Genomic DNA, 23245 nt, shown 5'->3' with positions numbered 1-23245 from the left:
GTCTGGCGGAGCGGGTGCAGACACCACAAAACCCTGTCGTCCTTGAAACCGCTGCCGCCTGCAAGCCGGACTGCTACAGGGTAAGGGCAAGAACCGTAACCTGATGGGAGCGAATTGCCACCCACGGCGCGCCAACGGCCTAAATTGCCATCAACCATCCCCACTCTGTGCGGTCAACTACGCTGCTGCCTACTCTCTTTGTAGGATTCTGCGACATCTTGGTGGTTGGTGATGAACACCCCGGCCCGTATGATCCTAGACATTTTTGCGCAGATTAGAAGCCTATGTCCCTGATAGTTCTACTGCTTCTGCCTTTTGTTGGCAGCTGTCTGGCGGCGCTTTTGCCGCACAACGCTCGCAACAGCGAATCCCTTCTGGCTGGCCTGATCGCCCTGATCGGCGTGATTCAGGTGGCACTCTGGTACCCGCAAATCGCCCACGGCGGCGTGATGCGTGAAGAATTTTTCTGGCTGCCCAGCCTGGGCCTGAACGTCGTGTTACGCCTCGACGGCTTCGCCTGGCTGTTCTCGATGCTGGTGTTGGGCATCGGCACGCTGGTCTCGCTCTACGCCCGTTATTACATGTCGCCCGAAGACCCCGTCCCCCGATTCTTTTCGTTCTTTCTGGCATTCATGGGCGCGATGCTGGGCCTGGTGATGTCCGGCAACCTGATTCAGATCGTGTTTTTCTGGGAATTGACCAGCGTCTTTTCTTTCTTGTTGATCGGCTATTGGCACCACCGCGCCGACGCCCGACGCGGCGCCTACATGGCGCTGATGGTCACTGGCGCGGGCGGTCTGGCGCTGCTGGTGGGGGTCATGCTGCTCGGGCATGTGGTCGGCAGTTACGACCTGGATCGTGTGCTGGCATCCGGCAACGTGATTCGTGCCCACGCCCTGTACCCGGTTTTGCTGACGCTGATCCTCCTTGGCGCCCTCAGCAAAAGCGCACAATTTCCTTTCCATTTCTGGCTGCCCCACGCCATGGCCGCGCCGACGCCGGTGTCGGCGTATCTGCATTCGGCGACCATGGTCAAGGCCGGGGTGTTTCTGCTGGCGCGGCTGTGGCCCGCACTGTCGGGCAGCGAGCAGTGGTTCTGGATCGTCAGCGGCGCAGGGGCCTGCACCTTGGTGATCGGCGCGTATTCGGCGATTTTCCAGACCGACCTAAAGGGCCTGCTCGCCTACTCCACCATCAGCCATCTGGGTTTGATCACCCTGTTGCTCGGCCTGAACAGCCCTCTCGCAGCGGTCGCCGCGGTGTTCCACATTCTCAACCACGCCACCTTCAAGGCCTCGCTGTTCATGGCCGCCGGGATCATCGACCACGAAAGCGGCACGCGGGACATCCGCAAGCTCAGCGGCCTGATCAAACTCATGCCCTACACCGCGACACTGGCCATGGTCGCCAGCGCTGCGATGGCCGGGGTGCCGCTGCTCAACGGCTTTCTGTCCAAGGAAATGTTCTTCGCCGAAACCGTGTTCATCTCCTCCACCGCGTGGGTCGAGGCGGCGTTGCCGGTGATCGCGACCATTGCCGGGACCTTCAGCGTCGCCTATTCCCTGCGCTTCACGGTGGACGTATTCTTCGGCCCCAAGGCCACTGACCTGCCTCACACGCCTCACGAGCCGCCACGTTGGATGCGGGTGCCGGTTGAATTGCTGGTGCTGACCTGCCTGATCGTCGGGATTTTCCCGGCGCTGTCGGTCGGCCCGCTGCTGGCCGCTGCCGCACAACCTGTCGTCGGCGGCGAACTGCCCGAATACAGCCTGGCCATCTGGCACGGCTGGAATGCGCCGATGATCATGAGCCTTATCGCCATGGGCGCGGGTATCCTGCTTTACCTGTTGCTGCGCCCTCACTTCAAGCGTGCCCGCTTCAAAGGTCCGCCGCTGATCTGGCGCCTGAATGGCAAGCGCCTGTTCGAGCGAGTGCTGGTGCTCAAGCTGCTCGCGGCACGCGGTCTTGAAAACCTGCTGACAACCCGACGCCTGCAAGCCCAGTTATTCCTGATGGTGTTCGTGTCGGTGATCGCAGGCTTCGTGCCGATGTACGACGGTGGCCTGACCTGGGGCGATCGCCCGAAAATTCCGGGGTCGGGTGTGTTCGTCATGCTGTGGTTGATCGCCATCGCCTGCGCCCTTGGTGCGGCATGGCAGGCCAAGTACCACCGACTGGCAGCCGTGACCATGGTCGGCGTCTGCGGCTTGATGACGTGCGTGACGTTCGTCTGGTTCTCCGCGCCGGATCTGGCCTTGACCCAACTGGCCGTCGAAGTGGTGACCACGGTGTTGATCCTGCTCGGCCTGCGCTGGCTGCCACGACGCAACGAGAACGTCGCCCCACCGCCTCGTTCGCGCAATCGTGCTCGCGCCCGTCGGGTGCGCGACTTCGTATTGTCAGTGGCAGTGGGCGGCGGCATGGCGCTGCTGTCCTACGCCATGCTGACTCGCCCTACGCCAAACGTGATTTCCGAGTTCTACCTCAGCCGCGCGCTGTCTCAGGGCGGCGGAACCAACGCGGTCAACGTGATGCTGGTGGATTTCCGCGGCTTCGACACCTTTGGTGAAATCACCGTATTGGCGGTGGTCGCACTGACGGTCTTCGCGCTGTTACGTCGCTTCCGGCCGCCGAAAGAAAGCATCCTGCTGCCCGCGCAACAGCGTTTGCTGGCGCGGGATGTGGTCACCGATCTGGTCAACCCCCGTAACGCCAAAGACACCGCGCTGGGCTTCATGATGGTGCCCGCCGTGCTGGTGCGCCTGCTGTTGCCAGTGGCGTTCGTGGTCTCGATGTACCTGTTCATGCGCGGCCATAACCAACCGGGCGGCGGTTTCGTCGCGGGGCTTGTGATGTCGGTGGCGTTCATTCTTCAGTACATGGTGGCAGGCACCCAGTGGGTCGAAGCTCATATGAGCTTGCGCCCGCTGCGCTGGATGGGCACCGGCCTGTTCTTCGCGCTGGCCACGGGGCTTGGCTCGATGGCGCTGGGTTATCCGTTCATGACCACTCACACTGCCCATCTTCACCTGCCGCTGTTCGGGGATTTCCACGTGGCCAGTGCGCTGTTCTTCGACATTGGCGTGTACGCCGTAGTGGTCGGCTCGACGCTGTTGATCCTGACCGCGCTGGCTCACCAATCCGTGCGCAGCCATCGCCCGACGTCGTTACCACAGCCGATTGATCCGGCACTCGCCCCCACCCCCTCACAAGGAATTCAGTGATGGAAGAAGTCATCGCGATTGCCATCGGCGTGCTCGCCGCCTCCGGTGTCTGGCTGATCCTGCGCCCTCGGACTTTTCAGGTAGTCATGGGCCTGTGCCTGCTGTCCTACGGCGTGAACCTGTTCATCTTCAGCATGGGCAGCCTGTTCATCGGCAAGGAGCCGATCATCAAGGACGGCGTGCCTCAAGACCTGTTCAATTACACCGACCCGCTGCCCCAGGCCCTGGTGCTCACGGCCATCGTTATCAGCTTCGCCATGACCGCGCTGTTTCTGGTGGTCCTGCTGGCGTCTCGCGGTTTGACCGGCAACGACCACGTCGACGGCCGGGAGGGCAGTGAATGAGTCTGATGACCCAACTGATCATCGCACCAATCCTGCTGCCCACCCTGACCGCCGCGTTGATGCTGTGGCTGGGCGAAAAACACAGGCCGCTGAAGGCGCGGATCAACCTGTTGTCCACCGCGCTCGGCCTGGCCATTTCCATCACCCTGATGATGTGGGTGCAGAAAACCGGCACGACCGGCTCCATCGGCGTGTATTTGCCGGGCAACTGGGAAGCGCCGTTCGGCATCGTGCTGGTGGTCGATCACTTGTCTGCGTTGATGCTGGTGCTGACCGGCATCGTCGCCTTCTGCGCGTTGCTCTTCGCGCTGGCCCGTTGGGACCGGGCAGGTGCGAGCTTTCATGCACTGTTCCAGATTCAGCTCATGGGCCTGTACGGCGCGTTTCTGACAGCCGACCTGTTCAACCTGTTCGTGTTCTTCGAGGTCCTGCTTGCTGCCTCCTACGGCCTGATGCTTCACGGGTCGGGCCGTGCGCGGGTGTCGGCAGGGCTGCATTACATCACCATCAACCTGCTGGCCTCATCGTTGTTTCTGATTGGTGCGGCGCTGATTTACGGGGTGACCGGCACTCTGAACCTGGCCGATCTCGCGATCAAAATTCCACAAGTCTCCGAGGCAGATCTGGGCCTTTTGCACGCAGGCGCGGCCATTCTGGCGGTGGCCTTTCTGGCCAAGGCCGGGATGTGGCCGCTGAACTTCTGGCTGGTGCCTGCTTACTCGGCGGCCAGTGCGCCGGTGGCGGCGCTGTTTGCCTTGATGACCAAAGTCGGCGCCTACACCCTGCTGCGCCTGTGGACACTGCTGTTTTCAGGGCAAGCCGGGGCGTCGGCATTCTTCGGTGGCGACTGGCTGATCTGGGGCGGGATGGCGACACTGGCCGTGGCCGCGATCTCCATCGTGGCGGCCCAGCGGCTGGAGCGCATGGCCAGCCTGAGTATTTTGGTGTCGGCGGGTATTCTTCTGTCAGCCATCGGCTTCGGCCAGCCGAGCCTCACTGCTGGTGCGCTGTTTTATCTGGTGAGTTCAACGTTGGCGCTGGCGGCCTTGTTCCTGTTGGCCGAACTGATCGAGCGCTCACGTTCGGCCAACGAAATCCCGCTGGAAGACGACGCCGATCAACTGCCCAAGGCGCTTGAATCTCTGCACCCGGTGCCGGGCACCAACCTGGATGACGAACAGAAAGCAGTGGTCGGTCAGGTGATCCCCTGGACCATGGCCTTTCTGGGTTTGAGTTTCATCGTGTGCGCGCTGCTGATCATCGGCATGCCACCGCTCTCGGGCTTTCTCGCCAAGCTGACGCTGATCAGCGCCCTGCTCAATCCGCTGGGGCTGGACGTGGCCAAAGATGAAGCGATCAGGGCCGACAGTTGGACGCTGGTCACGTTGTTGATCGTTTCGGGGCTGGCCTCGCTGTTCGCCTTTGTGCGCGTCGGCGTCAAACGTTTCTGGACCGCCCAGGATCGCCCGTCCCCGGCTCTGCGCATGTATGAATGCGTCCCTATCACCCTGCTGCTCGCGACCTGCATCGTCCTGACGTTCAAAGCAGAAGGATTGTTGCGCTACACCCAGGACACCGCTCAAGCGCTGCATGACCCACAGCAATACGTGCTGTCGGTGATGGCGGCCAAACCCGTGCCGTCACCCGATATGGAGGTGCAGCCATGAAGCGCCTGTTTCCTGCGCCGCTCTTGTCGCTGTCGCTTTGGGCGCTGTGGTTATTGCTCAACCTTTCCGTAAGCGCGGGCAACCTGCTGTTAGGCGCGTTACTGGCGTTTCTCGCGCCGATCCTGTTTGCGCCGTTGCGCCCGCAACCGGCACGCATTCGCAAACCGGGTGTGGCGATCAAACTGTTCTTTCTGGTCGGGCGGGACGTGCTGGTCTCCAACCTGCAAGTGGCCTGGGGCGTGTTGCGCGCCGGGCAAAAACCACCCCGTTCGGCGTTCGTCAAAATCCCGCTGGACCTGCATGACGCCCATGGTCTGGCCGCGCTTTCGATGGTGTGTACGGTGGTGCCCGGCACGGTTTGGTCGGAGCTGGCACTGGACCGCAGTGTGCTGCTGATGCACGTGTTCGACCTGGATGATGAAGCGCGCTTCATCGAGCACTTCAAGCGCACTTACGAACGCCCGTTGATGGAGATCTTCCAATGAGTCCGCTGCTCAACGTTGCGATCCTGCTCAGCCTGTCGCTGTTTACTCTGGCGATGGTGCTGACCCTGATCCGCCTGTTCAAAGGCCCGTCCGCCCAGGACCGGGTGCTGGCGCTGGACTACCTGTACCTGCTGGCCATGCTGATGATGCTGGTGCTGGGGATCCGTTATGCCAGTGACACCTATTTCGAAGCGGCGCTGCTGATCGCCCTGTTCGGCTTCGTTGGCTCGTTCGCCTTGGCCAAATTCCTGCTGCGTGGCGAGGTGATCGAATGAATACGCTGGTGGTGTTGCCGATGTGGGCACAGGGGCTCACAGCCGTGTTGCTGGTCGCCAGCAGCGTGTTTGCCTTGATCGGGGCGTTGGGGCTGTTGCGCATGAAAGAGTTTTTTCAGCGCATGCACCCACCGGCGCTGGCCTCGACCATCGGCGCCTGGTGCGTGGCGCTGGCCTCGATCATCTACTTCTCGGCGCTGAAAGAAGGGCCGATTCTGCATGCATGGCTGATCCCGATTCTGCTGGCGATCACCGTGCCGGTGACCACCTTGCTGCTGGCCCGAACCGGGTTGTTTCGCAAGCGCATGGCGGGGGATGCAGATGTGCCGCCGGAGGTGTCGGAGGGGCAACATGAGGGACGATGAGACTCGCCGATTTCAGTAGGACCAGCGAGGACAAAAACGGCCAGGGCGCTAAGGTATACCGTTGCGCCCATGCTCACGAAACCCGACACGCTGATTCAGGCGGTCGTAGTAGTCGTGAACAGCAGGTAGAGGGGGATGCGCAAGCGGCGTCTCGAACCAACGGTTCACGGACAAACCAATGGGGATGTCGGCCAGCGTAAAATGCTCGCCTGCCACATAGGCGCCGGTCGATGCCAGTTGCGCGTCCAGTACGTTCATGTAGCGCGCCCACTCCGCGCAACTGGCGGCAAGCATCTGCAAATCCTGATGCAAGGGCGACTGCCGCACCAACGCCATGAACGCATAGCTCCAGGACTTGTTCAGGTCCGAAGCCTGCCAGTCGATCCATTGATCGACCCGCGCCCGCGCCTGCGGATCGACCGGGTACAAACCCGCCTCACCGTAGCGTGACGCCAGGTAGCGGAGGATGGTGTTGGATTCCCACAAGGTGAAATCGCCGTCCTGAATCACCGGTACCATCGCGTTGGGGTTCAGCGCCAGAAACTCGGGCACATGAGTAGGCTGAAAACCCGATCCCCAGTCTTCACGCTGGAACGGCAGGCCGACTTCAGTGCAGGCCCACAGCACTTTTCGTACGTTGATTGAAGAGGCTTTGCCCAGTATCCGAAGCATGTCCGCGTCCTTGCCTGAAGAAAGCGGACAGTTTAATGAGGCTTCAGCCCTTCGTCACGGCACGCTCGATCCACTCGATGATGATGTGCGCGTCATAGGGCTTGCCCAGAAAGCACAGCGCCCCCGCGGCCATCGCACGTGCGCGCGCCGGCTCTCGGGGATACGCGGTGATGAAGATGATCGGCATCGACCGCCCTTCGCTCGCCAGTGCACGCTGTAACGCCAGACCGTCCATGCCCGGCATCTGCACGTCACAAATCAGGCAATCGACCGTTTCAACATCGAACGTTGCAAGAAACGCTTCGGCACTGGCAAACAGACGAGGCTCATGGCCAAGCGAACGCACCAGACTGGCAAGGGCCATCCGGCAGGATTGGTCATCATCGACGATGGCGATACGAGGCACGCGGTCCACGCACTAGGCCTCGGGCATGCAGGCGTTTGATTGCCAGGACTTTGGGCTGGTGCCGTTCAGTTTCCTGAAGACCCGAGTGAAGTACGACTGATCCGAAAACCCGCACTCGTGGGCCACCTGACAAATGGGCAATTTGCGTTGACGTAGCAGCGCTTCCGCCCGGCGAATCTGCTCCCTACGAAACCAGTCGTGCGGGGCCATGCCGGTGGCGTTTTTGAATGCACGGGAAAAGTGGCTTCTGGAAATCGCACATTCCTTGGCGATCCACTCGATCGAGCAGCCTTGGGCCATGAGACGAATCATCAGGTCCTTGGCCTTTTTCACGCGCCATGGCGCCAGCGACTCTTGTGGCCGTTTGAATGGACCATCGTCGCAGGCGTCGGTGATGACGTTGAGATCAAGGGCTGGCAGTGTAGACATGGGCCTTCTCTCTGCCCTACGGCAGTTGCAGTTGATGACTTGCCCGTACCACATCGGCCACGGTGCTGGCGTGCAATTTGCGCATCATGTTGGCGCGGTGCAGCTTTACCGTGATCTCGCTGACCTCCAGTTGGCTGGCGATCTGCTTGTTCAAAAAGCCGTTGGCCACACCGCCCATGACTTGCCGTTCTCGGGGCGTCAGGCAATCGAATCGCTTGCGCAACACATCGACCGCCCGCTGTTGTTCCAGGTACTCGGCGTACCCTGTCAACGCACTCGCGACCGCGTCGATCAACGCCTGTGAGCGAAAGGGTTTGGTGAGGAAATCCGTCGCGCCCGCTTTCATCGCGCGCACCGACATGGGAATGTCGCCATGACCGGTGATGAAGATGATGGGCAGTCGACTGCCCGAATCCGTCAGGCGCTGCTGCAGGTCGAACCCGCTGCAACCCTGCAACCGGACATCCAGAATCAGGCACCCTGCCCGTTTCGCCAGCGGGTGCGAGAACAGTTCATCCGGGTCACCCAGGGCAACGACGCGATAGCCGACCGACCTGAGCAGGCTCGCGAGCGCCTCCCTGAGCACCGGATCGTCGTCCACGACGAACACGACCGAATCGCTCATGCGGGTCGTGATCGCCAGGGTCATGTTGTGCATGTCAACCTCCTGTCTCATCACTGCCGTTCGAGCTTTACCGGGCGTCGAACGGCCAGCGCTCACATTGCTGGATCAGCCCACCGGAATCGGGTTGTCGACCAACGACTGGTTGAAACCATGAACCTGCGCATGCGCTTGAGAGCGGAGTTGTCGCGCAGCGCCTGAATGGCGGCGACCGTCACTTCCGGTGCGTCGGTGGCAAGACCCGCCGCCTTTCTGCGGCCCGCGATAATGACTTTATTGCCCAACTTATGGAACGCTTCCGCCAGGCCACGGCCAATGCCTGATGTGCCGCCTGTGATAAAAATAGTGTTATCGGTCAGTTGCATGGCCATCTGTCCTGTTGTCATAAGTTCGGGAATTCGAAAGTGCGCCACTTGACCTGGAGACAGTGCATTAACGGTATGCGACGAACTGTGTACTTGAGCGGACAACGGGTCAACTCATACTTAAGGTTAGGGTATGAACAACTAGCCTCCCCATTCATGACGACCGAACGATAAAAAAGAGCTGTTTTTCAAGACAGATAAAGGGCCTGTTTCCGGTTAATCCGTGTCCCCTTCCCTGGCTTCGCGCCTGAGCGATTGCGGCGAGACACCCAGCTTGCGAACGAACACCTCGCGCAGATGACGACGGTCGCGAAACCCGGTCTCGCGGGCGATGATTTCCAGCGAATGCTGACCGCGCTGGATCATGTTCCGCGCGGTTTCCAACCGAAGCTGCTCCACGGCCTTGGCCGGTGACAGGCCGGTTTCCGACAGAAAGACCCGGCGGAACTGCCGCTCGCTGAGGTGGACGGTCCGCGCCAGAACTTCCGCGCTCAAGTCATCGCTCAGGTGCGCCCGGGCATAGTCCAGTGCCACCTGAACGCGGTCGGATTTGGGCGCGATATTGAGCATTTCAGAATGCTGGGATTGCCCGCCAGAGCGTCGGTGGTACATGACGAGCACCTTGGCGACGCGGTTGGCGACCCCATGGCCCAGGTCTTTTTCGACCATGCCCAGTGCCAGGTCCATTGCCGCCGACAGCCCGGCAGACGTCCAGATGGCACCGTCATTGATGAAGATCGAATCCGGTTCGACGAATGTGCCCGGAAAACGGTCCTTGAGAATGCTGGCATAGGCCCAGTGGGTGGTGACTTTCTTGCCTTCGAGCAGACCGGCTTGCGCCAGCACGAAGGCTCCCGTGCACATGCCGCCCACCCGCTGCGCCTGACCTGCCGCCCGCTTGAGAAAATCCAGTTCCTCGGCGGTGCTGACATGGCCGATCGGATCAACGATGCCGGACACCATCCACGTATCCGCCCGGGATTCGGACGTCACTGACTGCGTATTCACCGACGCCCCGATGGAGGAGGTGACCACGCCCCCGCGCAGCGAATAATTGGTGACCTGATAGACCTGCTCCTTGGCGACGACGTTGGCGAATTCGAACACCGACTGGGTGCCCAACGCCATGACCTGAAATCCATCGGTCAGGAAATAGCCGATTCTGTGCATGTTCGCTCCGTCTGGCGCCATGTCCGAAAACATGACCGTAAATGTCGTTTCAATTCGCGTCAACGCACGGCACGATGCGAATAAGGAAGTGACAGCTCATCGGGGGATGATCGGGGTCGCATCCTATAATGAATTTCATCGTGAATCGACAGTTGTCCAGCCATTCACTTCTTCATTGATACTGCATGAAATGTGCAGTGCCCCATGGCGCGCAACTGTAAAAGTTCTATAAAAAACGCCATGACAGAACTAATGCAATACGCACCAGAATCCTATTAATCCTGTTCATTCGCTCGTACTAATAAAAACCGCAAGATCATCAAGGGACAGCAACAATATTCCGTTCTGCCCCTCGTTTTCTTAATAGGCTTGATCACGAAGAGCAAATGACTATGGCTGAGCAATCCGTAAGTTTTCATGCCCCTGTGCGTTACGTGGAAATCGGTGGCCGAACACTCGCCTATCGAACGTTTGGGCACGGCATTCCTCTCGTGTTGTGTGTTCGGTTTCGTGGAACGATGGACGCGTGGGATCCGGTGTTTCTCGACAGCTTGGTGCAGCAGGGTTTCGAGGTCACCGTTTTCGACTACAGCGGTCTGGGCCGCTCGACCGGCGAGAAGACCTACAACCCCGCCTCGCTTGCGAAGGACACCCTTGAGCTGATCACCGCCCTGAAACTGGGGCGGGTGGTCATTGGCGGCTGGTCGATCGGCGGCGTGGCCGCGCAAATCGTGCTCGCTCAGGCGCCGCAGTCGGTGAGCCATCTGGTGTTGATCGCGACCACGCCGCCGGGCGTGCTGGTCAAGACCGGCGAGCCGCTGTTCTACGAGTTGGCTCGCCGTGAAAACGACTTCGACGATTTCGTCAGTCTGTTTTTCGAGCCGTCCTCCGCGACCAGCCGCAGCGCGGCCAAACGCGCCTGGGAACGACTCGCGGTCAAGCGCGACGATGCCAGCCCCGAGGTGCCCCACGAATGGGCCGGGGCGCAGTTGGGGGACGGACCGAAAAACCCGGTGTTCCCGGCGGACGCCGTATTGCAGGTCCTGAAAACCACGACCGTGCCGGTGCTGCACTTGGGCGCGGACCACGACATCGCCTTTCCGGTAGAGAACTGGTACGCGCTGAGCGGCCAGTTGCCGACGCTGCACACCGTGACCTTTCCAGCTGCAGGCCACGGGCCTCAATTGCAGTTTCCCCGAACCGCTGCCCGACACATCGCGGCGTTCGTGAATGCCGACAACGACTGACACCCGATCAACCGGGCCACACATCCCACCGCTGGCCCGCTGAGTTTTCACGGCAACGGAGGGCGGCGTCTCGACAATGGCGAGACGCGCCGCTCACCGCTGCCCATTCAACACGTTTAGAGAGCGATCATTCATGACATCCCCGACTACTTACAAAGCTGTTGTCGCCACCGCCCCCGGCCAACTGGAGCTGGTCGAACGCCCCATTCCGATACCGGGCATTGGCCAGGTGCGCATCCGGGTCGAAGCCTGCGGCGTGTGCCACTCCGACAGCGCCACGGTGGAGGGCTTCGCAGGCGTCCCCTACCCTCGCGTACCAGGCCATGAAGTCATTGGCCGCATCGACGCACTGGGCGATGGTGTTCAGGGCTGGAGCGTCGGGCAACGGGTCGGCGTTGGTTTCCTCGCGGGAGAAGACGGCACCTGCCCATCGTGCCGACAGGGCGACCCGGTGACCTGCCAGAACCCGGTGATCACCGGGATGACCACCGACGGCGGTTACGCCGAAATCATGGTGGCCGAGGCTCGCGGGCTGGTGAACGTGCCGGAAGACCTGGACGCCGCCGAGGCCGCACCCCTGCTGTGTGCGGGCCTGACGACATTCAACGCCTTGCGTCACTCCGGCGCTCAGGCGGGTGATGTGGTCGCCATCCACGGGCTGGGCGGGCTGGGGCATCTGGGCGTGCAGTTCGCGCGCAAGATGGGCTTTCACACCGTGGTGATCGCGCGAGGCGCCAACAAGGCAGACATGGCGCTGTCTTTGGGCGCGCACCGCTACATCGATGCGACCACCGAAAACGTCGCCGAAGTGCTGCGCAGCCTGGGTGGCGCGAAGGTGGTGCTTGGCACGGCGCCTTCGGCGCAAGGCATGACCGACACCATTCCCGGTTTGTCGCCGCGTGGTCAGTTGGTGGTCGTCGCAGTTCCGGGCGAACCCCTCGCCATCAACGCCACCGACCTGATCTTCGGCGCGCGCTCGGTCAGTGGTGCCCTCACCGGCACCGTCATCGACAACGAACAGACCCTGGCCTTCGCCAACCTTCAGGCCATTCGCCCGCTGGTGGAGACGTTCCCGCTCGAACAAGCCGCCGAAGCATACGCCCGCATGATGCGCGCCGACGTGAAGCTGCGCGCGGTGCTGGTCATGGGAACGCCCACGCCATGACACCACCGATCACGCCCGCCGAAGCGCACGTATTCGAGCGCTTTCACGACGCGGTGTTCGTGCGTGACATGGAAGGAACCATCCACTTCTGGAATGCTGCGTCGGCCGCCCTGTACGGGTGGCCCTCGCACACCGCGCTGGGCGCCAACGCGCGCGCCCTGCTGAAGTGCGAACACCACCGCGATCCACACGCCTGCGCCGACGCCAAGGTGCTGGCGGACGGTTATTGGGAAGGCGAGTTGTCGCGGCTGACCGAAACGGGCTCCCGTCGTTTGGTGAACGTCCGCTGGTCCCTGCGCAGGGATGCGGCGGGCAACCCCGTCGGCGTGCTGGAAACCGGCCACGACATTTCCTCGGCCAAGGAACTGGAGCGCCATCTCAAGGCCAGCGAGTACCGTTATCGCAATCTGTTTCAGGCCATGGCGGCCTCGTTCTGGGAGCTGGACTTCACCGCCGTCGGCCCCAAAATCCGTGCACTACTCGATGCCGGGGTGCGTGATCTGGAGCCTTACTTTCTGGCCCATCCTGAAGTGGTGCGCGACATGATGCGCAGCACCCGCGTGCTCGACCTGAACGACCACAGCCTGCGCCTCTTCGGTCGTGGCAACCGCGCCGAAATGCTCGGCACGGTTGATCGCTATTGGCCGGACGAGAGCATTCAGGTTTACGCCCGCTGCGTCGTCAAATCCCTGGCGGGATTGCCCAACAACATCGAAGTCACACGCTTGAGAACCATCGACGGCACCGCGTTCGAGTGCCTGTTCACGGCCTGTTTCTCCAAAGAAAATCTGGCGCGCGGAGTGATCCTGATCGGCATCATCGACCTGTCCGAACTGGCGGCAGCGCGTCATGCGCTGGAGATCATGCAGACCGAACTCGCCCATGTGGCACGTATCTCGATACTGGGCGAGTTGAGTGCGTCGATCGCCCATGAAATCAAACAGCCCCTCACCTCGATTTCCACTTACGCGCAAGCCGCCCTGCGCTGGCTCAAACGGCCGCAGCCTGATTTGCAGGAGATCGAAAACGCGCTGTTGCAGATCATAGACGAGGCACAAAGGACCGACGATGTCATCGGCCGCATTCGCGCCATGGCGCTGCGTCGCCCCGCTGAAGAATCGGACGTGGCCATCAACGAAGTGGTTCAGGACTCGCTGCAGTTCACCGATCATGAACTGCGCAAGCATTCGATCCGCCTGACCACCGAGCTGGCCGGCGCACTGCCACCGGTTCGTGCCGACCGGGTGCTGTTGCAGCAGGTGATCGTCAACCTGGTGATGAACGCCGCTCAAGCCATGGCCTCGACCGCATCTGCGTCTCGGGAACTGACGCTGCGAAGTACCAGCCCGGACGGCCAGGACGTGCGTTTCGAAGTGCTGGACAGCGGCCCCGGCATCGCTCCCGGCCTTGAGCACAAACTGTTCGAAAGCTTCTTCACCACCAAGACCACCGGCATGGGCATGGGCCTGCCGATCTGCCGCTCGATCATCGAGGCTGCGGGCGGCCTGATTCAACTGGAGAACCGGGACGATGGCTCATCGGGCGCGAAGGTCACGATCACCCTGCCCGGCCTGAAGCGCCCCGTCTGACAGCTCCCCTGCCGCTCAGGAGAGACACGACAGCAGGTCATGCTCGGTGGCGTCGTCACGTTCATAGATGGCAATCGAGCGTAATAGATTGCGCTCGATCAACTGCTCGAACGCAGGCCGGAATATCGCGTCGGTGCTTGCGTCCATGGTCTCCAGCGTCGACCACGCGCACTCGATCACCCAACGCCCCCATGACTGCCCCTGCACATGCACATGACAGTCGACGCAACCGTCAGCGCCTTTGAGTTGCGCCATCGACGCATGCATCAACTGTGCGCACGTCGACGAGAGATGGGGATGTGCCTGTATGACCACGATTTTTCTTGCAGATGAAATGCGCATCGGAATCCCCGTTGACGGCCCTCTGCACCGAGAGCAGCCGAAGTGAGCAACGCATGAATGAAAGTGGGGTCTGGCCGTATGATCCAGCGCCGGGGAAAGGTGCGCCATAGTCGGTTGGCATAGCGACCCCACACTCAGGTATAGGGTGGCGATTGCGAAGCAGCAACGAGGCCCGCCATCAACAGGTGTTTCAAGGGTCGACCACTCACAGGCCATCGCATATAAGGTGCTTTTCGTAACGCAGCGCTTCGGTGTGGTCTTCGTAGTAATGCTCGACGCATGCGAAACGCTGATATCCGTTGGCTTCGTAGAGGCTGATGGCGGCGGGATTGTCGGGGCGCACCTCCAGTCGCAACCGCGTGCAATGGCGGGCCAATGCACAGGTCTGCGCTTCATCCAGCAAACGCTGCCCCAATCCATGCCCGCGCCAGGCCCGGCTGACAGCAATCGAATACAGACGTGCAACGGAGGTGCCCCGACGAAACAACACCAGGGCATAACCGGCAAGTTTTTTCTGCGCGGTGACGACGATCAGACTGGCGTTCGCCCGGCTGACCATCCTGTGGAAATGGCGCTGACGCAAGCGGTCGAGGGTGAAACATTCCTGCTCCAGCTCGACCAGAGCCTGCACATCGTCCATCGACGCAACGTGAACATCAAAAAGCATGGCAACACCGTAATGTTTGAGTAACGAACCGGGACAGGCCCAAAGGCCCGTGATTTATTGAAGCGGCGTCTTCTTCAATACGGATCGATTACTCATGTCAGCGGTGCCAGCCAACGTGAACGCAGTATTGGACAAATCCGAAGGTTCGACAATCACCCTCGTCGAGGCACCTCCCAGTCCCCACCCTTCTGGCAGTCGATTGCTGATTCTGGTCGAACGCAAGGAGGACTGGGCCGACTACCTGCCCAGCGAAAGCCTGATGCTGGCGCAGGATTACCTGGAGCACAGCGACGATTTCCCCCCTCGCACCCAGGTCATCAACCTGTGCCGTCATTACAAATACCTGGGGCAAGGCTACTACTGCTCGCTACTCGCCGAAGCCCGTGGCCACAAGGTGTTTCCCTCGGTGAGAACGGTCAGCGAACTGGCTCGCAAGGCCTTGTATGGCGTCGGGCTGGACGATCTTGAACGCACGCTGGAACGAGCGCTGGCCAATCATCCCTACGGCAGCACTGAAGCGTTCACACTGTCGTTGTATTTCGGCAAGGCTTCCATCGCCTCGCTCCAAGAGCTGGGTCGCCAGCTCTTCGAGAGCTTCCCTTGCCCAATCCTGCTGGTGGAGTTTCGTCGCGGCGAAACCTGGCAGATCGCCGGGATCAAAGCGGGTGCGCTGCACCGGCTTCGCGACGAACAGCAGCACGTCTTCGCTGACGCGCTGGATGCTTTCAACCGACGTACCTGGCGTCAACCGGCCTCTCGCCGGGTGGCCCGTTACGATCTGGCGATCCTTCACGACCCGACCGAAGCACTGCCCCCCTCCAACCCCCGAGCGCTGGAACGCTTCGTCGAAACCGGCAAGCAGTTGGGCATCGACATCGAACTGATCGAGAAAAAGGACTATGCGCGCCTGGCCGAGTTCGACGCCCTGTTCATCCGCGAAACCACGCGGGTGGACGACCATACCTATCGGTTCGCCAAAAAGGCCGAGAGCGAAGGTCTGGTGGTCATCGATGACCCCTCCTCCATTCTTCGCTGCACCAACAAGGTCTACCTGGCCGACCTGCTCAAGCGCCGGGGGCTGGGTATGCCTGCCACCGACATTCTCTACAAGGACCGCCCTCAGGAACTGGAACGGGTGGGTCGTCGCCTGGGCTTTCCACTGGTGCTGAAAATCCCGGACGGCTGTTTCTCGCGAGGCGTGATCAAGGTCGCCGACGCGCAGGCGCTGCACGCCGCCGCACAGGAACTGTTCGAACACTCGGTGCTGCTGCTCGCGCAGGAATATTGCTACACCGATTACGACTGGCGGGTGGGCGTACTCAACGGCGAAGCGCTCTATGCCTGCCAGTACTTCATGTCCAAGGGACACTGGCAGATCTACAACCACAAAGCGTTGGCCGGTGAAGTCAACGGCCTGTGTCGTGCTGTCCCGGTGGAGCAGGCCCCGGTCGCCGTCATAAAGCTGGCCGTGGACACCGCACGGCTGATCGGCGATGGGCTTTATGGCGTCGATCTCAAGCAGGCCGGCGATCGCGTGTTGGTCATCGAAGTGAACGACAACCCCAATCTGGATGCCGGAATCGAAGACGCCGTGCTGGGGGACGAGTTGTATCGTCGGGTGTTGCAGGCCTTCACCCATCGACTCGAACGAAAACACCGTGGACAGGCGTGGTGAACGATGGTTGAAGGCTACTGCATTCAATCCGGTGCCCTGCGCGCGGCACCTGAACACAACGCCGAGGTGTGGCTGTGCATCGCACCGGATGCCCATCAACAAGTGGCCTTGCAGGCGCGGCTCGGCATCAGCGCACAAGCCATGGAGTCCTCGCTGGACCCGGACGAAGTGGCCCGAATCGAGATCAAGCCCGATCACCTGTTCCTGATCTGGAAGCGCCCGGAGAGCTTCGACGGCCGGGCCTTCAATGTGTCGTCTTTCGGCGTGGTGTTGAGCGAGCAGCGACTGGTGGTGATCTGCGCCAGCAACTCGCTGCTCTCGAACGTGAAGGACGAACCGGACCTGACCGGACCACTGGATGTGCTCATGGCGCTGCTGGCCGAAAGCGTTCATCACTACCTGGGGCATTTGCGCGTGGTGAAACAGGTCGCCCGCGAGATTCAGCAGCAATTCACTGAAGCGATGGACAACCGCCAACTGGCGCAGATGTACAACCTCAGCGAAAGCCTCGTGTACTACGTCAACGCGATTCACGGCAACGGTACGGTACTCACCCTGTTGCGCAGCCATGGGCAGCGGCAAGGTTTCAGCCCCGACCAACTGGACACACTCAACGACCTGATCATCGAAAACGAGCAGAGCTATCAGCAAGCCAGAATCCACGCCAAGGTGTTCGCCAACCTCATCGAATCCCGGGGCAACCTCGCCAACAACGGCATGAACCTGGCGCTGCGCAAACTCACCCTGATCAACGTCGTGTTCTTGCCGCTGAACCTGATTGCCGGCATTGGCGGCATGTCTGAGTTCAGCATGATGACCGCAGGCGTGCCCTGGTGGATATCGTTCCCGGCGCTGGTTTTGGGCATGACAGTGCTGGGTGCCGGGATGGTCGTCGCCCTGCGCCGCATGGCCTGACCAACCCCCTTCATTTCCTTCGCACACAACGTTCAGGAGTCAAAGATGCAAGCCTCAGACATCGGTTTGGTGATGATGGGTGTGATCGCGGTGCTGGGTACCGTGATCAGCCTGCTCGACCATCGCACGCAACGCGAGCCATCAGCGCAGGGCCGTCGAGCGGATCGGGAAAACCCTCGAAGCTGACAACCGCTGCGGTGACGTTACAGGGGCATGGACGCCCTCCTCCGTCAAACGGCCGCTGTCCTTCATATGTCGATGTCCAGGCTATCCACCAACGCTCTGAGCTTCAGCGTGGTGGCGATGGTCCTGATGAGCAATCACTGAGCTGTGGCGAGCGCCTGAAAGACGAGCGCCGACGTGCACGGCATGGCCACGTCGGCGCTTGTTTTTCAGGGATGAACCACCCCGATTTGCTGAAGGAAGGTCAGGTTGTCTTCCAGATGCCAGTTTTCAGCGATGCGGCCATCGGCGATGCGGTAGATGTCGGTGGCGATGAAGTTAACCGCCTGCCCCTGCCCTTTCACACCGTTGAACATGCCGGTGAAATGCCCAGTGAAGCGCAGGTGCGAGACGACGCGATCGCCGCTGACGATCATTTGCTGGACCTCCACCGCGAGGTCCGGCACGGCCGTCAGAAACCCTTTGGACGCGGCCAAGGGCCCTGCGATGCCTTGCGGGCGCCCCGCTGGCAGGGTGCGGTCCATGAAGTCAGGGGCCAGCGCAGCGCGAGCCAGGTCCGGGTTTCCGGAAGCCCAGAAGGTCGCGTAACGGCGCGCAGCCAGCGTTTGGGCCTGCACGTGTTCTGGCGTCGCAGCGGGATCGGTGATCAGCACGTTGGGTGCAATCAACGGTGTTTCGGCAGCGACGGCCGTTTGGGTCAGCGCAGAAGTCAGGGCAGCAGCGGCCAGCAGGCCAGTGATCAAAGCACGCATCAGATTTCTCCAGTGTTGGCAGGTGGGTAGTCGACGTAGCCCTCAGCAGCGCCCCCAAACAGGGTCGACGGATCGAGTGCCGCAAGGGGCAGGTTGTGTTGCAGACGCGTTGGCAAGTCAGGGTTGCCGACGAAGGCCCTGCCAAACGCCACAAGGTCGGCGTAGCCTTGGGCGATCACCCATTCGGCGCGCTCACGGTCGTAGTGACCAGCGACGATGATCGGGCGGCTGAAACGTTCACGCAGGGACTTGCGGAATGACTCGGTGAAGACCGGCGCATCGTCCCAGTCGGCTTCCACCAGGTGCAGGTAGCCAATGCCTTTGGCTTGCAGGTATTCAGCAGCTTCGAGGATGGTGGGCAGAATGTCCGGGCAGTCCATGCCCCGCGCGGTGAGGAACGGCGCCAGGCGAATGGCCGTGCGTTCGGCGCCGATTTCATCGCTGATCGCGTCGATCACTTCCCGCAGAAAGCGCAGGCGATTACTGCGAGAGCCGCCGTATTCGTCGGTGCGTTTGTTGGAGGTGGTGCGCAGGAACTGATCCACCAGATAGCCGTTGGCGCCGTGCACTTCCACGCCATCGAAACCGGCGCGGATGGCGCGACATGCAGCCTGGCGGAAGTCGTCGACGATTTGCGCGATTTCAATGCGGCTCAAGGCACGGGGCGTCGGGCTGTCGACCATGGCGCCTTGCCCGGTGACGGGGTCGACTTTCCAGATCTGCCCTTCGAACGGCTCGGCAGACGGCGCCACCGGCAGCTCGCCACCGTGGAAGTCCGGGTGCGACATGCGCCCCACGTGCCACAGTTGCAGGAAGATGCGACCGCCTTCGGCGTGCACCGCCTGGGTGATGCCGCGCCAGCCCTCCACTTGCGCTTCGCTGTAGATACCTGGGGTGAAGGAGTAGCCCTTGCCCTGAGGCGAGATCTGCGAGGCTTCAGTGACGATCAACGCAGCCGAGGCGCGCTGGGCGTAATACTGCGCGTTGAGCGAATTGGGGATGTCGCCGGGCTGAGTGCTGCGAGCGCGGGTCATGGGGGCCATCACCACGCGGTGCGGGGCGTTCAGGCCAGCGAAGGCAATGGGGGTGAACAGGTTCGTTGAGGGTGGCATGGTGAAGGATTCCTGAGTCAGTGGCGGTTGATGGACTCAGTGTGCGTTTGGCGATCCGATTTGATAATTGGGTTAATCTTTGATGGATTTTCAAAAAATCTGGAAAAGTCATGGACAACCTGGAAGCCATTCGGCTGTTCGTCGAGGCTGCTCAATCCGGCGGGCTTTCAGCGGCCGGTCGCAAACTGGGCCTGTCACCGGCAGCGGCAAGTGCACGTTTGCTCAAACTTGAGTCGTCCCTCGACACCCGCCTGTTCGAACGCACCACACGCCAATTGCGGCTGACCGACGAGGGCCGGATTTACCTGCAACATTGCCGTCAGGCCTTGCAGGCACTGGACGACGCCCGCGCGGCGCTGTCGGTGGAGAAGAAGGAAATTCGCGGCAAGATTCGTATCTCGGCCACCTCGGACTTCGGTCGCCACGTGCTCAACCCCTGGCTTGACGAGTTCACCGCGCGGTATCCCCAGGTGGTGCCTGCGTTGCTGCTCTCTGATTCGCTGTCTCATCTGATCGCCGACGACGTGGACCTGATGATCCGTTTTGGCGTGCCGCCGGACAGTTCGCTGATCGCCCGCCCGCTGGCCACCAATCGCCGGGTGCTGTGCGCCTCCCCGGCATATCTGCGGCGCAAGGGCATGCCTGATCACCCGGATCAACTGACGAACTTCGACCACATCATCGCGGGCTCGTCAGGCTGGTCCAGCGAGTGGCGTCTGCAACGAGGCGATGAAAGCTGCGTATTCAAGGTGCCACTGGAAGCCGCCCGCGAGACCAACGACGGCGCCCTGGCCCGTCAATGGGCCATCGACGGTCATGGCATCACCCTCAAGTCGATCTGGGACATCAACGCCGATCTGGCGGCGGGTCGTTTACAGTTGGTGATGCCCGATTGGCAAACCGCCGAGGCGCCGGTGCATGCGCTGTACCCGCGCAATCGCTACCTGCCGCCGAGGGTGCGAGCATTGCTGGATTTCCTGCGCGAGCGCTTTGAACGGGCTGCGCAAGAAACCGCTCTCTAACGGCCGGTCGGCAGGACTGCTACAAGGGACCGTGTTAGCTACGCCACGACGCGGCATCTGGAAGGCAGGCTGAGCGCACGCAGATATTCAGCGCTCTGGGCTCGCTGCGCGAGCCGATCTTTCCGGTTTTTTTGAAAATCCGTCAAACACCAGCCCAATTTTCAACATCAAGACTGATTTGCACAATGAGTTCACTCCATCAATGACCTCACGGGCAAAGCAGGCCTTCCCATGTACCTGGATCACGCCAATATCGTTACCCCGGACCTCGACGCGACGGTCCGTTTCTTCACCGAAGTAATCGGTTTGAGGGCTGGCCATCGCCCGAATTTCCGGGTGCCCGGCGTCTGGCTCTACCGTGATGAGCGCCCCCTGATTCACTTGAGCCAGGCCACGGGCGGCTCGCCCGCGACCTGGTTGTCGTCGCGCATCGACCACATTGCTCTGCGCGTCGCCGACCTGACCGAGTGGACCGCCCTACTCGACCGGGTCAACGCCAGCGGCCTCGACCACCAGATCCATACACCCGATGACGGCAGCGACTTTCAGCTGTGGGTGCCATTGGCCGCGGGCGTCACGGTGGAAGTCATCGTGGCGCCATGAACGCGCGAAGAAAGCCCCTCAGGACAACGAATACTCCTTCCCGATCACTTGGGGATCGAACGGTTTGCGGCTGAAAATCCGCCGTACCATGGGCGCGAAGTGTTGCAGATCCGGTGTCGGGTAGTCGGGGTCGAACGACGCCTGATCCCAGCGCTCGCAGAAATCCACGCAGAGCGAATAACAAGGGTGATCCTTGTAGCGATCCCGCTCGTTACGATCGCCACCGAAGTGATGGGCGTAGTAGAAATTCTGGAACAGGCCATGATGGTGAAGGATCCAGGCCACCTCGCCACGCACGTAGGGCCGAATCACCGACGCCGCGAATTGGGAGTGGTTATAGGGCGCCAGGTCGTCGCCAATGTCGTGGATCAATGCACCAACGATCATCTCCTCGTCTGCCCCGTCCGCCTCAGCGCGAGCGGCGGTTTGCAGGGAATGTTCCAGGCGGTTGATCTGGTAGCCCGAAAGCGTCGTCGCCAACCCTTGCAAAGCGTTCAGAATCCTCTCGGGCAGCCCTTTGTTGAATTCTTTTTCAAGGTGTTCAAGGAAGTGATACTCCTCGAACGTGCCGTCTTTCATGCGGATGAATTCGACCTGGTCCATATCAGGCAGCCTCTTCGGATGTACGGTTTCGTTTGAAGATCTCGCTCAACCGCTCACGGGGTCCATCAAGATCGATGTAGCAGCCCTGCAGATGGCGATGACCTTGCGCCGGGTCGTAGTGGGTGCGCCCGTGCAGCACGCGGCTGTTGTCGAACAACATCAACTCGCCAGCCTGCAGGCGGAATCTGACCTCGTAATCCGGGTGATTGAACAGCTCGGCCAGGCGCTTGCGGGCCAGATGAAACGCGCGCATGTCCGCCGCCCCCAACAGCGGCAAACTGTCCAGCCGCGGGCTGTAATGCACACCCAGGGTCTGGCCGGCTTCGTCGGTTTTGATCATCGGCCTGCGGGTGGTCAGCTCGACGCCCTTGTCCACGAAGCGGAAGCGCACCGGGGTGTTCTTGAGCAACAGGTAACCGGGCAGGTCTTGCGCTTTCAATGCCTCGACCACCTTGATGCTGTCCACCAGCGTCGACAGGCCGCCCGAAGTTTCGTTGATCAGGCAATGCAGCAACTGAATACCGGGCACCGGATCGCGATAAGGGTTGTCGGTGTGCGGCCCCAATCGGACGCTGCGGTACGCCAGATCATTGGCCTGAGGTTTGGAGTACACCTCGAAGTATTGTCCGAAGTTGGTTTCCTTCACATAACCAAACTTGCTGCCCACCGCCAGCACCTGCTCCGGCGTGTTCGGAACGTGGGTCAGCACGATGTAGCCGTACTTGAGATACGCCGTCAGTGCGGCCTCGAATGCCGGGTCGTGGTTCATCGCGCGCCAGTCGTGGCGAATCAGGCTTTGATCCAGATCGCTCCCCCACGCCACCGTTGACGGCGCGTGATCAGCATCGACCAGCTCTGCCATCAGTTCCTTGGTCGAATACGTGGCGCAATAGCCGTCGCTGAAGGCCAGTTGCACCTGCCCCGCCGAGACGTGCTGCACATCGATCAGACGAATGTCAGGGTCGATGAGGTGCGAGTCAAACAAGCGCTGCTGAGTGAGCGAATCAGTGGCATCCGGGTCCTGCGTCTTCTCTCGCAGCCAAAGGGCTGGCACTTCGTACTCGCCGGATTCGGTGAGCAACTTGATGGCGGGTGGCGTCTGTTGAATGTCCAGTTCGGTGGCGTGCATGGGGCAAGTCCTGAGGGTTTGGGAAGCATTCATTCCTGGAAAGAAGCGCGAGTTGAAGCGCCGGTTCGTCGCGTCACCATGCAGCTTTCTAATGCATGCACTTTGCGAATTGGCAGCAGGCGACGTTGTGTGTGAGGATGCGCTGGCGCTTTTCGTTGCTTCTTAGTGGGCACTCTAGCCAGCGAGAGGCAGTGCCGGTAGCTGCCCAAACTTTATA

25 protein-coding genes and 1 pseudogene are annotated in these 23245 nt (G+C 61.2%); 14 read left to right on the top strand and 12 right to left on the bottom strand.

Annotated features, from left to right (window positions below; all coding sequences use genetic code 11):
- The first annotated feature begins 284 nt into the window (after window positions 1–284).
- The 6 genes from ACI2KB_RS27305 to ACI2KB_RS27280 are packed head-to-tail and all read left to right on the top strand — an operon-like array spanning window position 285 to window position 6360.
- Window positions 285–3224 (top strand): monovalent cation/H+ antiporter subunit A, encoded by a 2940-nt coding sequence (locus ACI2KB_RS27305; RefSeq protein ID WP_404639902.1) that lies wholly within the window; start codon window positions 285–287, stop codon window positions 3222–3224.
- Window positions 3224–3568: a Na+/H+ antiporter subunit C gene (locus ACI2KB_RS27300; protein ID WP_404639900.1), complete on the top strand. Its 345-nt coding sequence runs from the start codon at window positions 3224–3226 to the stop codon at window positions 3566–3568. Before ACI2KB_RS27305 ends, ACI2KB_RS27300 begins: the two co-directional genes overlap by 1 nt.
- On the top strand, window positions 3565–5235 hold the full coding sequence (locus ACI2KB_RS27295; protein ID WP_404639898.1) for a monovalent cation/H+ antiporter subunit D: 1671 nt from the start codon (window positions 3565–3567) through the stop codon (window positions 5233–5235). The genes ACI2KB_RS27300 and ACI2KB_RS27295 overlap by 4 nt, the downstream gene beginning before the upstream one ends.
- Window positions 5232–5720, top strand: coding sequence for a Na+/H+ antiporter subunit E (locus tag ACI2KB_RS27290; RefSeq protein WP_404639896.1), 489 nt, complete (start codon window positions 5232–5234; stop codon window positions 5718–5720). The genes ACI2KB_RS27295 and ACI2KB_RS27290 overlap by 4 nt, the downstream gene beginning before the upstream one ends.
- Window positions 5717–5995 carry a K+/H+ antiporter subunit F gene (locus tag ACI2KB_RS27285; protein ID WP_404639894.1) on the top strand — a complete coding sequence of 93 codons (279 nt, stop codon included), beginning with the start codon at window positions 5717–5719 and terminating at the stop codon, window positions 5993–5995. Before ACI2KB_RS27290 ends, ACI2KB_RS27285 begins: the two co-directional genes overlap by 4 nt.
- A complete protein-coding gene (locus ACI2KB_RS27280) occupies window positions 5992–6360 on the top strand; it encodes a Na+/H+ antiporter subunit G (RefSeq protein ID WP_404639892.1) in 369 nt (122 codons plus the stop codon). Before ACI2KB_RS27285 ends, ACI2KB_RS27280 begins: the two co-directional genes overlap by 4 nt.
- Window positions 6361–6408: 48 nt before the next feature.
- Here the strand turns inward: ACI2KB_RS27280 and ACI2KB_RS27275 are convergent, their stop codons facing one another.
- The 6 genes and pseudogenes from ACI2KB_RS27275 to ACI2KB_RS27250 form a co-directional block, all read right to left on the bottom strand.
- Window positions 6409–7032 carry a glutathione S-transferase family protein gene (locus ACI2KB_RS27275; RefSeq protein WP_404639890.1) on the bottom strand — a complete coding sequence of 208 codons (624 nt, stop codon included), beginning with the start codon at window positions 7030–7032 and terminating at the stop codon, window positions 6409–6411.
- Between the two features lie 43 nt (window positions 7033–7075).
- Window positions 7076–7447 (bottom strand): response regulator transcription factor, encoded by a 372-nt coding sequence (locus tag ACI2KB_RS27270; RefSeq protein WP_404639888.1) that lies wholly within the window; start codon window positions 7445–7447, stop codon window positions 7076–7078.
- 3 nt (window positions 7448–7450) lie between these two features.
- Window positions 7451–7867 carry a helix-turn-helix domain-containing protein gene (locus tag ACI2KB_RS27265; protein ID WP_404639886.1) on the bottom strand — a complete coding sequence of 139 codons (417 nt, stop codon included), beginning with the start codon at window positions 7865–7867 and terminating at the stop codon, window positions 7451–7453.
- 16 nt (window positions 7868–7883) lie between these two features.
- On the bottom strand, window positions 7884–8525 hold the full coding sequence (locus ACI2KB_RS27260) for a response regulator transcription factor (RefSeq protein ID WP_404639884.1): 642 nt from the start codon (window positions 8523–8525) through the stop codon (window positions 7884–7886).
- A gap of 209 nt (window positions 8526–8734) precedes the next feature.
- A pseudogene (locus ACI2KB_RS27255) lies at window positions 8735–8854 on the bottom strand (SDR family NAD(P)-dependent oxidoreductase); the annotation flags it as partial.
- A 216-nt stretch (window positions 8855–9070) separates the two neighbouring features.
- On the bottom strand, window positions 9071–10024 hold the full coding sequence (locus ACI2KB_RS27250; protein WP_404639882.1) for a GlxA family transcriptional regulator: 954 nt from the start codon (window positions 10022–10024) through the stop codon (window positions 9071–9073).
- A 386-nt stretch (window positions 10025–10410) separates the two neighbouring features.
- Between ACI2KB_RS27250 and ACI2KB_RS27245 the strand changes: the two genes are divergently transcribed.
- From ACI2KB_RS27245 to ACI2KB_RS27235, 3 genes are all read left to right on the top strand, one after another.
- On the top strand, window positions 10411–11271 hold the full coding sequence (locus tag ACI2KB_RS27245; protein ID WP_404639880.1) for an alpha/beta fold hydrolase: 861 nt from the start codon (window positions 10411–10413) through the stop codon (window positions 11269–11271).
- A 133-nt stretch (window positions 11272–11404) separates the two neighbouring features.
- Entirely contained in the window at window positions 11405–12436 is a 1032-nt protein-coding gene (locus tag ACI2KB_RS27240; protein ID WP_404639878.1) for an alcohol dehydrogenase catalytic domain-containing protein, read from the top strand.
- Entirely contained in the window at window positions 12433–14025 is a 1593-nt protein-coding gene (locus ACI2KB_RS27235; RefSeq protein WP_404639876.1) for an ATP-binding protein, read from the top strand. The genes ACI2KB_RS27240 and ACI2KB_RS27235 overlap by 4 nt, the downstream gene beginning before the upstream one ends.
- Window positions 14026–14040: 15 nt before the next feature.
- Here ACI2KB_RS27235 and ACI2KB_RS27230 read toward each other — a convergent pair whose 3' ends face one another.
- Window positions 14041–14340, bottom strand: a complete 300-nt coding sequence (locus ACI2KB_RS27230) for a hypothetical protein (protein WP_404639874.1) — start codon at window positions 14338–14340, stop codon at window positions 14041–14043.
- A gap of 232 nt (window positions 14341–14572) precedes the next feature.
- Window positions 14573–15034, bottom strand: a complete 462-nt coding sequence (locus ACI2KB_RS27225) for a GNAT family N-acetyltransferase (protein WP_404639872.1) — start codon at window positions 15032–15034, stop codon at window positions 14573–14575.
- A 94-nt stretch (window positions 15035–15128) separates the two neighbouring features.
- Here ACI2KB_RS27225 and ACI2KB_RS27220 point away from each other — a divergent pair, with 94 nt between their 5' ends.
- From ACI2KB_RS27220 to ACI2KB_RS27210, 3 genes are read left to right on the top strand one after another with little or no spacing between them, the layout of a single operon-like run.
- On the top strand, window positions 15129–16709 hold the full coding sequence (locus ACI2KB_RS27220) for a RimK family protein (RefSeq protein ID WP_404639870.1): 1581 nt from the start codon (window positions 15129–15131) through the stop codon (window positions 16707–16709).
- Between the two features lie 3 nt (window positions 16710–16712).
- A complete protein-coding gene (locus tag ACI2KB_RS27215) occupies window positions 16713–17624 on the top strand; it encodes a magnesium transporter CorA family protein (RefSeq protein WP_404639868.1) in 912 nt (303 codons plus the stop codon).
- 45 nt (window positions 17625–17669) lie between these two features.
- Window positions 17670–17810: a hypothetical protein gene (locus tag ACI2KB_RS27210; protein ID WP_404639866.1), complete on the top strand. Its 141-nt coding sequence runs from the start codon at window positions 17670–17672 to the stop codon at window positions 17808–17810.
- Window positions 17811–18016: 206 nt separating this feature from the next.
- Here ACI2KB_RS27210 and ACI2KB_RS27205 read toward each other — a convergent pair whose 3' ends face one another.
- Entirely contained in the window at window positions 18017–18559 is a 543-nt protein-coding gene (locus ACI2KB_RS27205; RefSeq protein WP_404639864.1) for an ester cyclase, read from the bottom strand.
- Window positions 18559–19671, bottom strand: coding sequence for an alkene reductase (locus ACI2KB_RS27200; protein ID WP_404639862.1), 1113 nt, complete (start codon window positions 19669–19671; stop codon window positions 18559–18561). Before ACI2KB_RS27200 ends, ACI2KB_RS27205 begins: the two co-directional genes overlap by 1 nt.
- Before the next feature lie 110 nt (window positions 19672–19781).
- On the opposite strand from ACI2KB_RS27200, the gene ACI2KB_RS27195 reads away from it, so the two are divergent.
- Together ACI2KB_RS27195 and ACI2KB_RS27190 are read left to right on the top strand one after the other, a co-directional pair.
- Complete coding sequence (locus ACI2KB_RS27195) at window positions 19782–20693, top strand: LysR family transcriptional regulator (RefSeq protein WP_404639860.1); 912 nt, start codon at window positions 19782–19784, stop codon at window positions 20691–20693.
- 231 nt (window positions 20694–20924) lie between these two features.
- Window positions 20925–21296 (top strand): VOC family protein, encoded by a 372-nt coding sequence (locus ACI2KB_RS27190; protein ID WP_404639858.1) that lies wholly within the window; start codon window positions 20925–20927, stop codon window positions 21294–21296.
- Between the two features lie 18 nt (window positions 21297–21314).
- Here the strand turns inward: ACI2KB_RS27190 and ACI2KB_RS27185 are convergent, their stop codons facing one another.
- A complete protein-coding gene (locus ACI2KB_RS27185; protein WP_404639856.1) occupies window positions 21315–21899 on the bottom strand; it encodes an HD domain-containing protein in 585 nt (194 codons plus the stop codon).
- A gap of 1 nt (window position 21900) precedes the next feature.
- Complete coding sequence (locus ACI2KB_RS27180; protein WP_404639854.1) at window positions 21901–23028, bottom strand: TauD/TfdA family dioxygenase; 1128 nt, start codon at window positions 23026–23028, stop codon at window positions 21901–21903.
- Between the last annotated feature and the right edge of the window lie 217 nt (window positions 23029–23245).

The sequence above is a fragment of the Pseudomonas sp. NPDC088444 genome (assembly GCF_044900175.1).
Classification (GTDB): Bacteria; Pseudomonadota; Gammaproteobacteria; order Pseudomonadales; family Pseudomonadaceae; genus Aquipseudomonas.
This window is presented reverse-complemented; position numbering and strand designations above follow the sequence as displayed.

Bases quoted from the DNA above. Each gene is read 5' to 3' on its own strand.
- ACI2KB_RS27220 (WP_404639870.1), top strand. From the start codon at position 15,129: ATGTCAGCGGTGCCAGCCAACGTGAACGCAGTATTGGACAAATCCGAA.
- ACI2KB_RS27300 (WP_404639900.1), top strand. From the start codon at position 3,224: ATGGAAGAAGTCATCGCGATTGCCATCGGCGTGCTCGCCGCCTCCGGT.
- ACI2KB_RS27295 (WP_404639898.1), top strand. From the start codon at position 3,565: ATGAGTCTGATGACCCAACTGATCATCGCACCAATCCTGCTGCCCACC.
- ACI2KB_RS27225 (WP_404639872.1), bottom strand. From the start codon at position 15,034: ATGCTTTTTGATGTTCACGTTGCGTCGATGGACGATGTGCAGGCTCTG.
- ACI2KB_RS27200 (WP_404639862.1), bottom strand. From the start codon at position 19,671: ATGCCACCCTCAACGAACCTGTTCACCCCCATTGCCTTCGCTGGCCTG.
- ACI2KB_RS27185 (WP_404639856.1), bottom strand. From the start codon at position 21,899: ATGGACCAGGTCGAATTCATCCGCATGAAAGACGGCACGTTCGAGGAG.
- ACI2KB_RS27210 (WP_404639866.1), top strand. From the start codon at position 17,670: ATGCAAGCCTCAGACATCGGTTTGGTGATGATGGGTGTGATCGCGGTG.
- ACI2KB_RS27260 (WP_404639884.1), bottom strand. From the start codon at position 8,525: ATGCACAACATGACCCTGGCGATCACGACCCGCATGAGCGATTCGGTC.
- ACI2KB_RS27195 (WP_404639860.1), top strand. From the start codon at position 19,782: ATGGACAACCTGGAAGCCATTCGGCTGTTCGTCGAGGCTGCTCAATCC.
- ACI2KB_RS27215 (WP_404639868.1), top strand. From the start codon at position 16,713: ATGGTTGAAGGCTACTGCATTCAATCCGGTGCCCTGCGCGCGGCACCT.
- ACI2KB_RS27205 (WP_404639864.1), bottom strand. From the start codon at position 18,559: ATGCGTGCTTTGATCACTGGCCTGCTGGCCGCTGCTGCCCTGACTTCT.
- ACI2KB_RS27290 (WP_404639896.1), top strand. From the start codon at position 5,232: ATGAAGCGCCTGTTTCCTGCGCCGCTCTTGTCGCTGTCGCTTTGGGCG.
- ACI2KB_RS27305 (WP_404639902.1), top strand. From the start codon at position 285: ATGTCCCTGATAGTTCTACTGCTTCTGCCTTTTGTTGGCAGCTGTCTG.
- ACI2KB_RS27280 (WP_404639892.1), top strand. From the start codon at position 5,992: ATGAATACGCTGGTGGTGTTGCCGATGTGGGCACAGGGGCTCACAGCC.
- ACI2KB_RS27180 (WP_404639854.1), bottom strand. From the start codon at position 23,028: ATGCACGCCACCGAACTGGACATTCAACAGACGCCACCCGCCATCAAG.
- ACI2KB_RS27265 (WP_404639886.1), bottom strand. From the start codon at position 7,867: ATGTCTACACTGCCAGCCCTTGATCTCAACGTCATCACCGACGCCTGC.
- ACI2KB_RS27235 (WP_404639876.1), top strand. From the start codon at position 12,433: ATGACACCACCGATCACGCCCGCCGAAGCGCACGTATTCGAGCGCTTT.
- ACI2KB_RS27250 (WP_404639882.1), bottom strand. From the start codon at position 10,024: ATGCACAGAATCGGCTATTTCCTGACCGATGGATTTCAGGTCATGGCG.
- ACI2KB_RS27275 (WP_404639890.1), bottom strand. From the start codon at position 7,032: ATGCTTCGGATACTGGGCAAAGCCTCTTCAATCAACGTACGAAAAGTG.
- ACI2KB_RS27285 (WP_404639894.1), top strand. From the start codon at position 5,717: ATGAGTCCGCTGCTCAACGTTGCGATCCTGCTCAGCCTGTCGCTGTTT.
- ACI2KB_RS27245 (WP_404639880.1), top strand. From the start codon at position 10,411: ATGACTATGGCTGAGCAATCCGTAAGTTTTCATGCCCCTGTGCGTTAC.
- ACI2KB_RS27240 (WP_404639878.1), top strand. From the start codon at position 11,405: ATGACATCCCCGACTACTTACAAAGCTGTTGTCGCCACCGCCCCCGGC.
- ACI2KB_RS27190 (WP_404639858.1), top strand. From the start codon at position 20,925: ATGTACCTGGATCACGCCAATATCGTTACCCCGGACCTCGACGCGACG.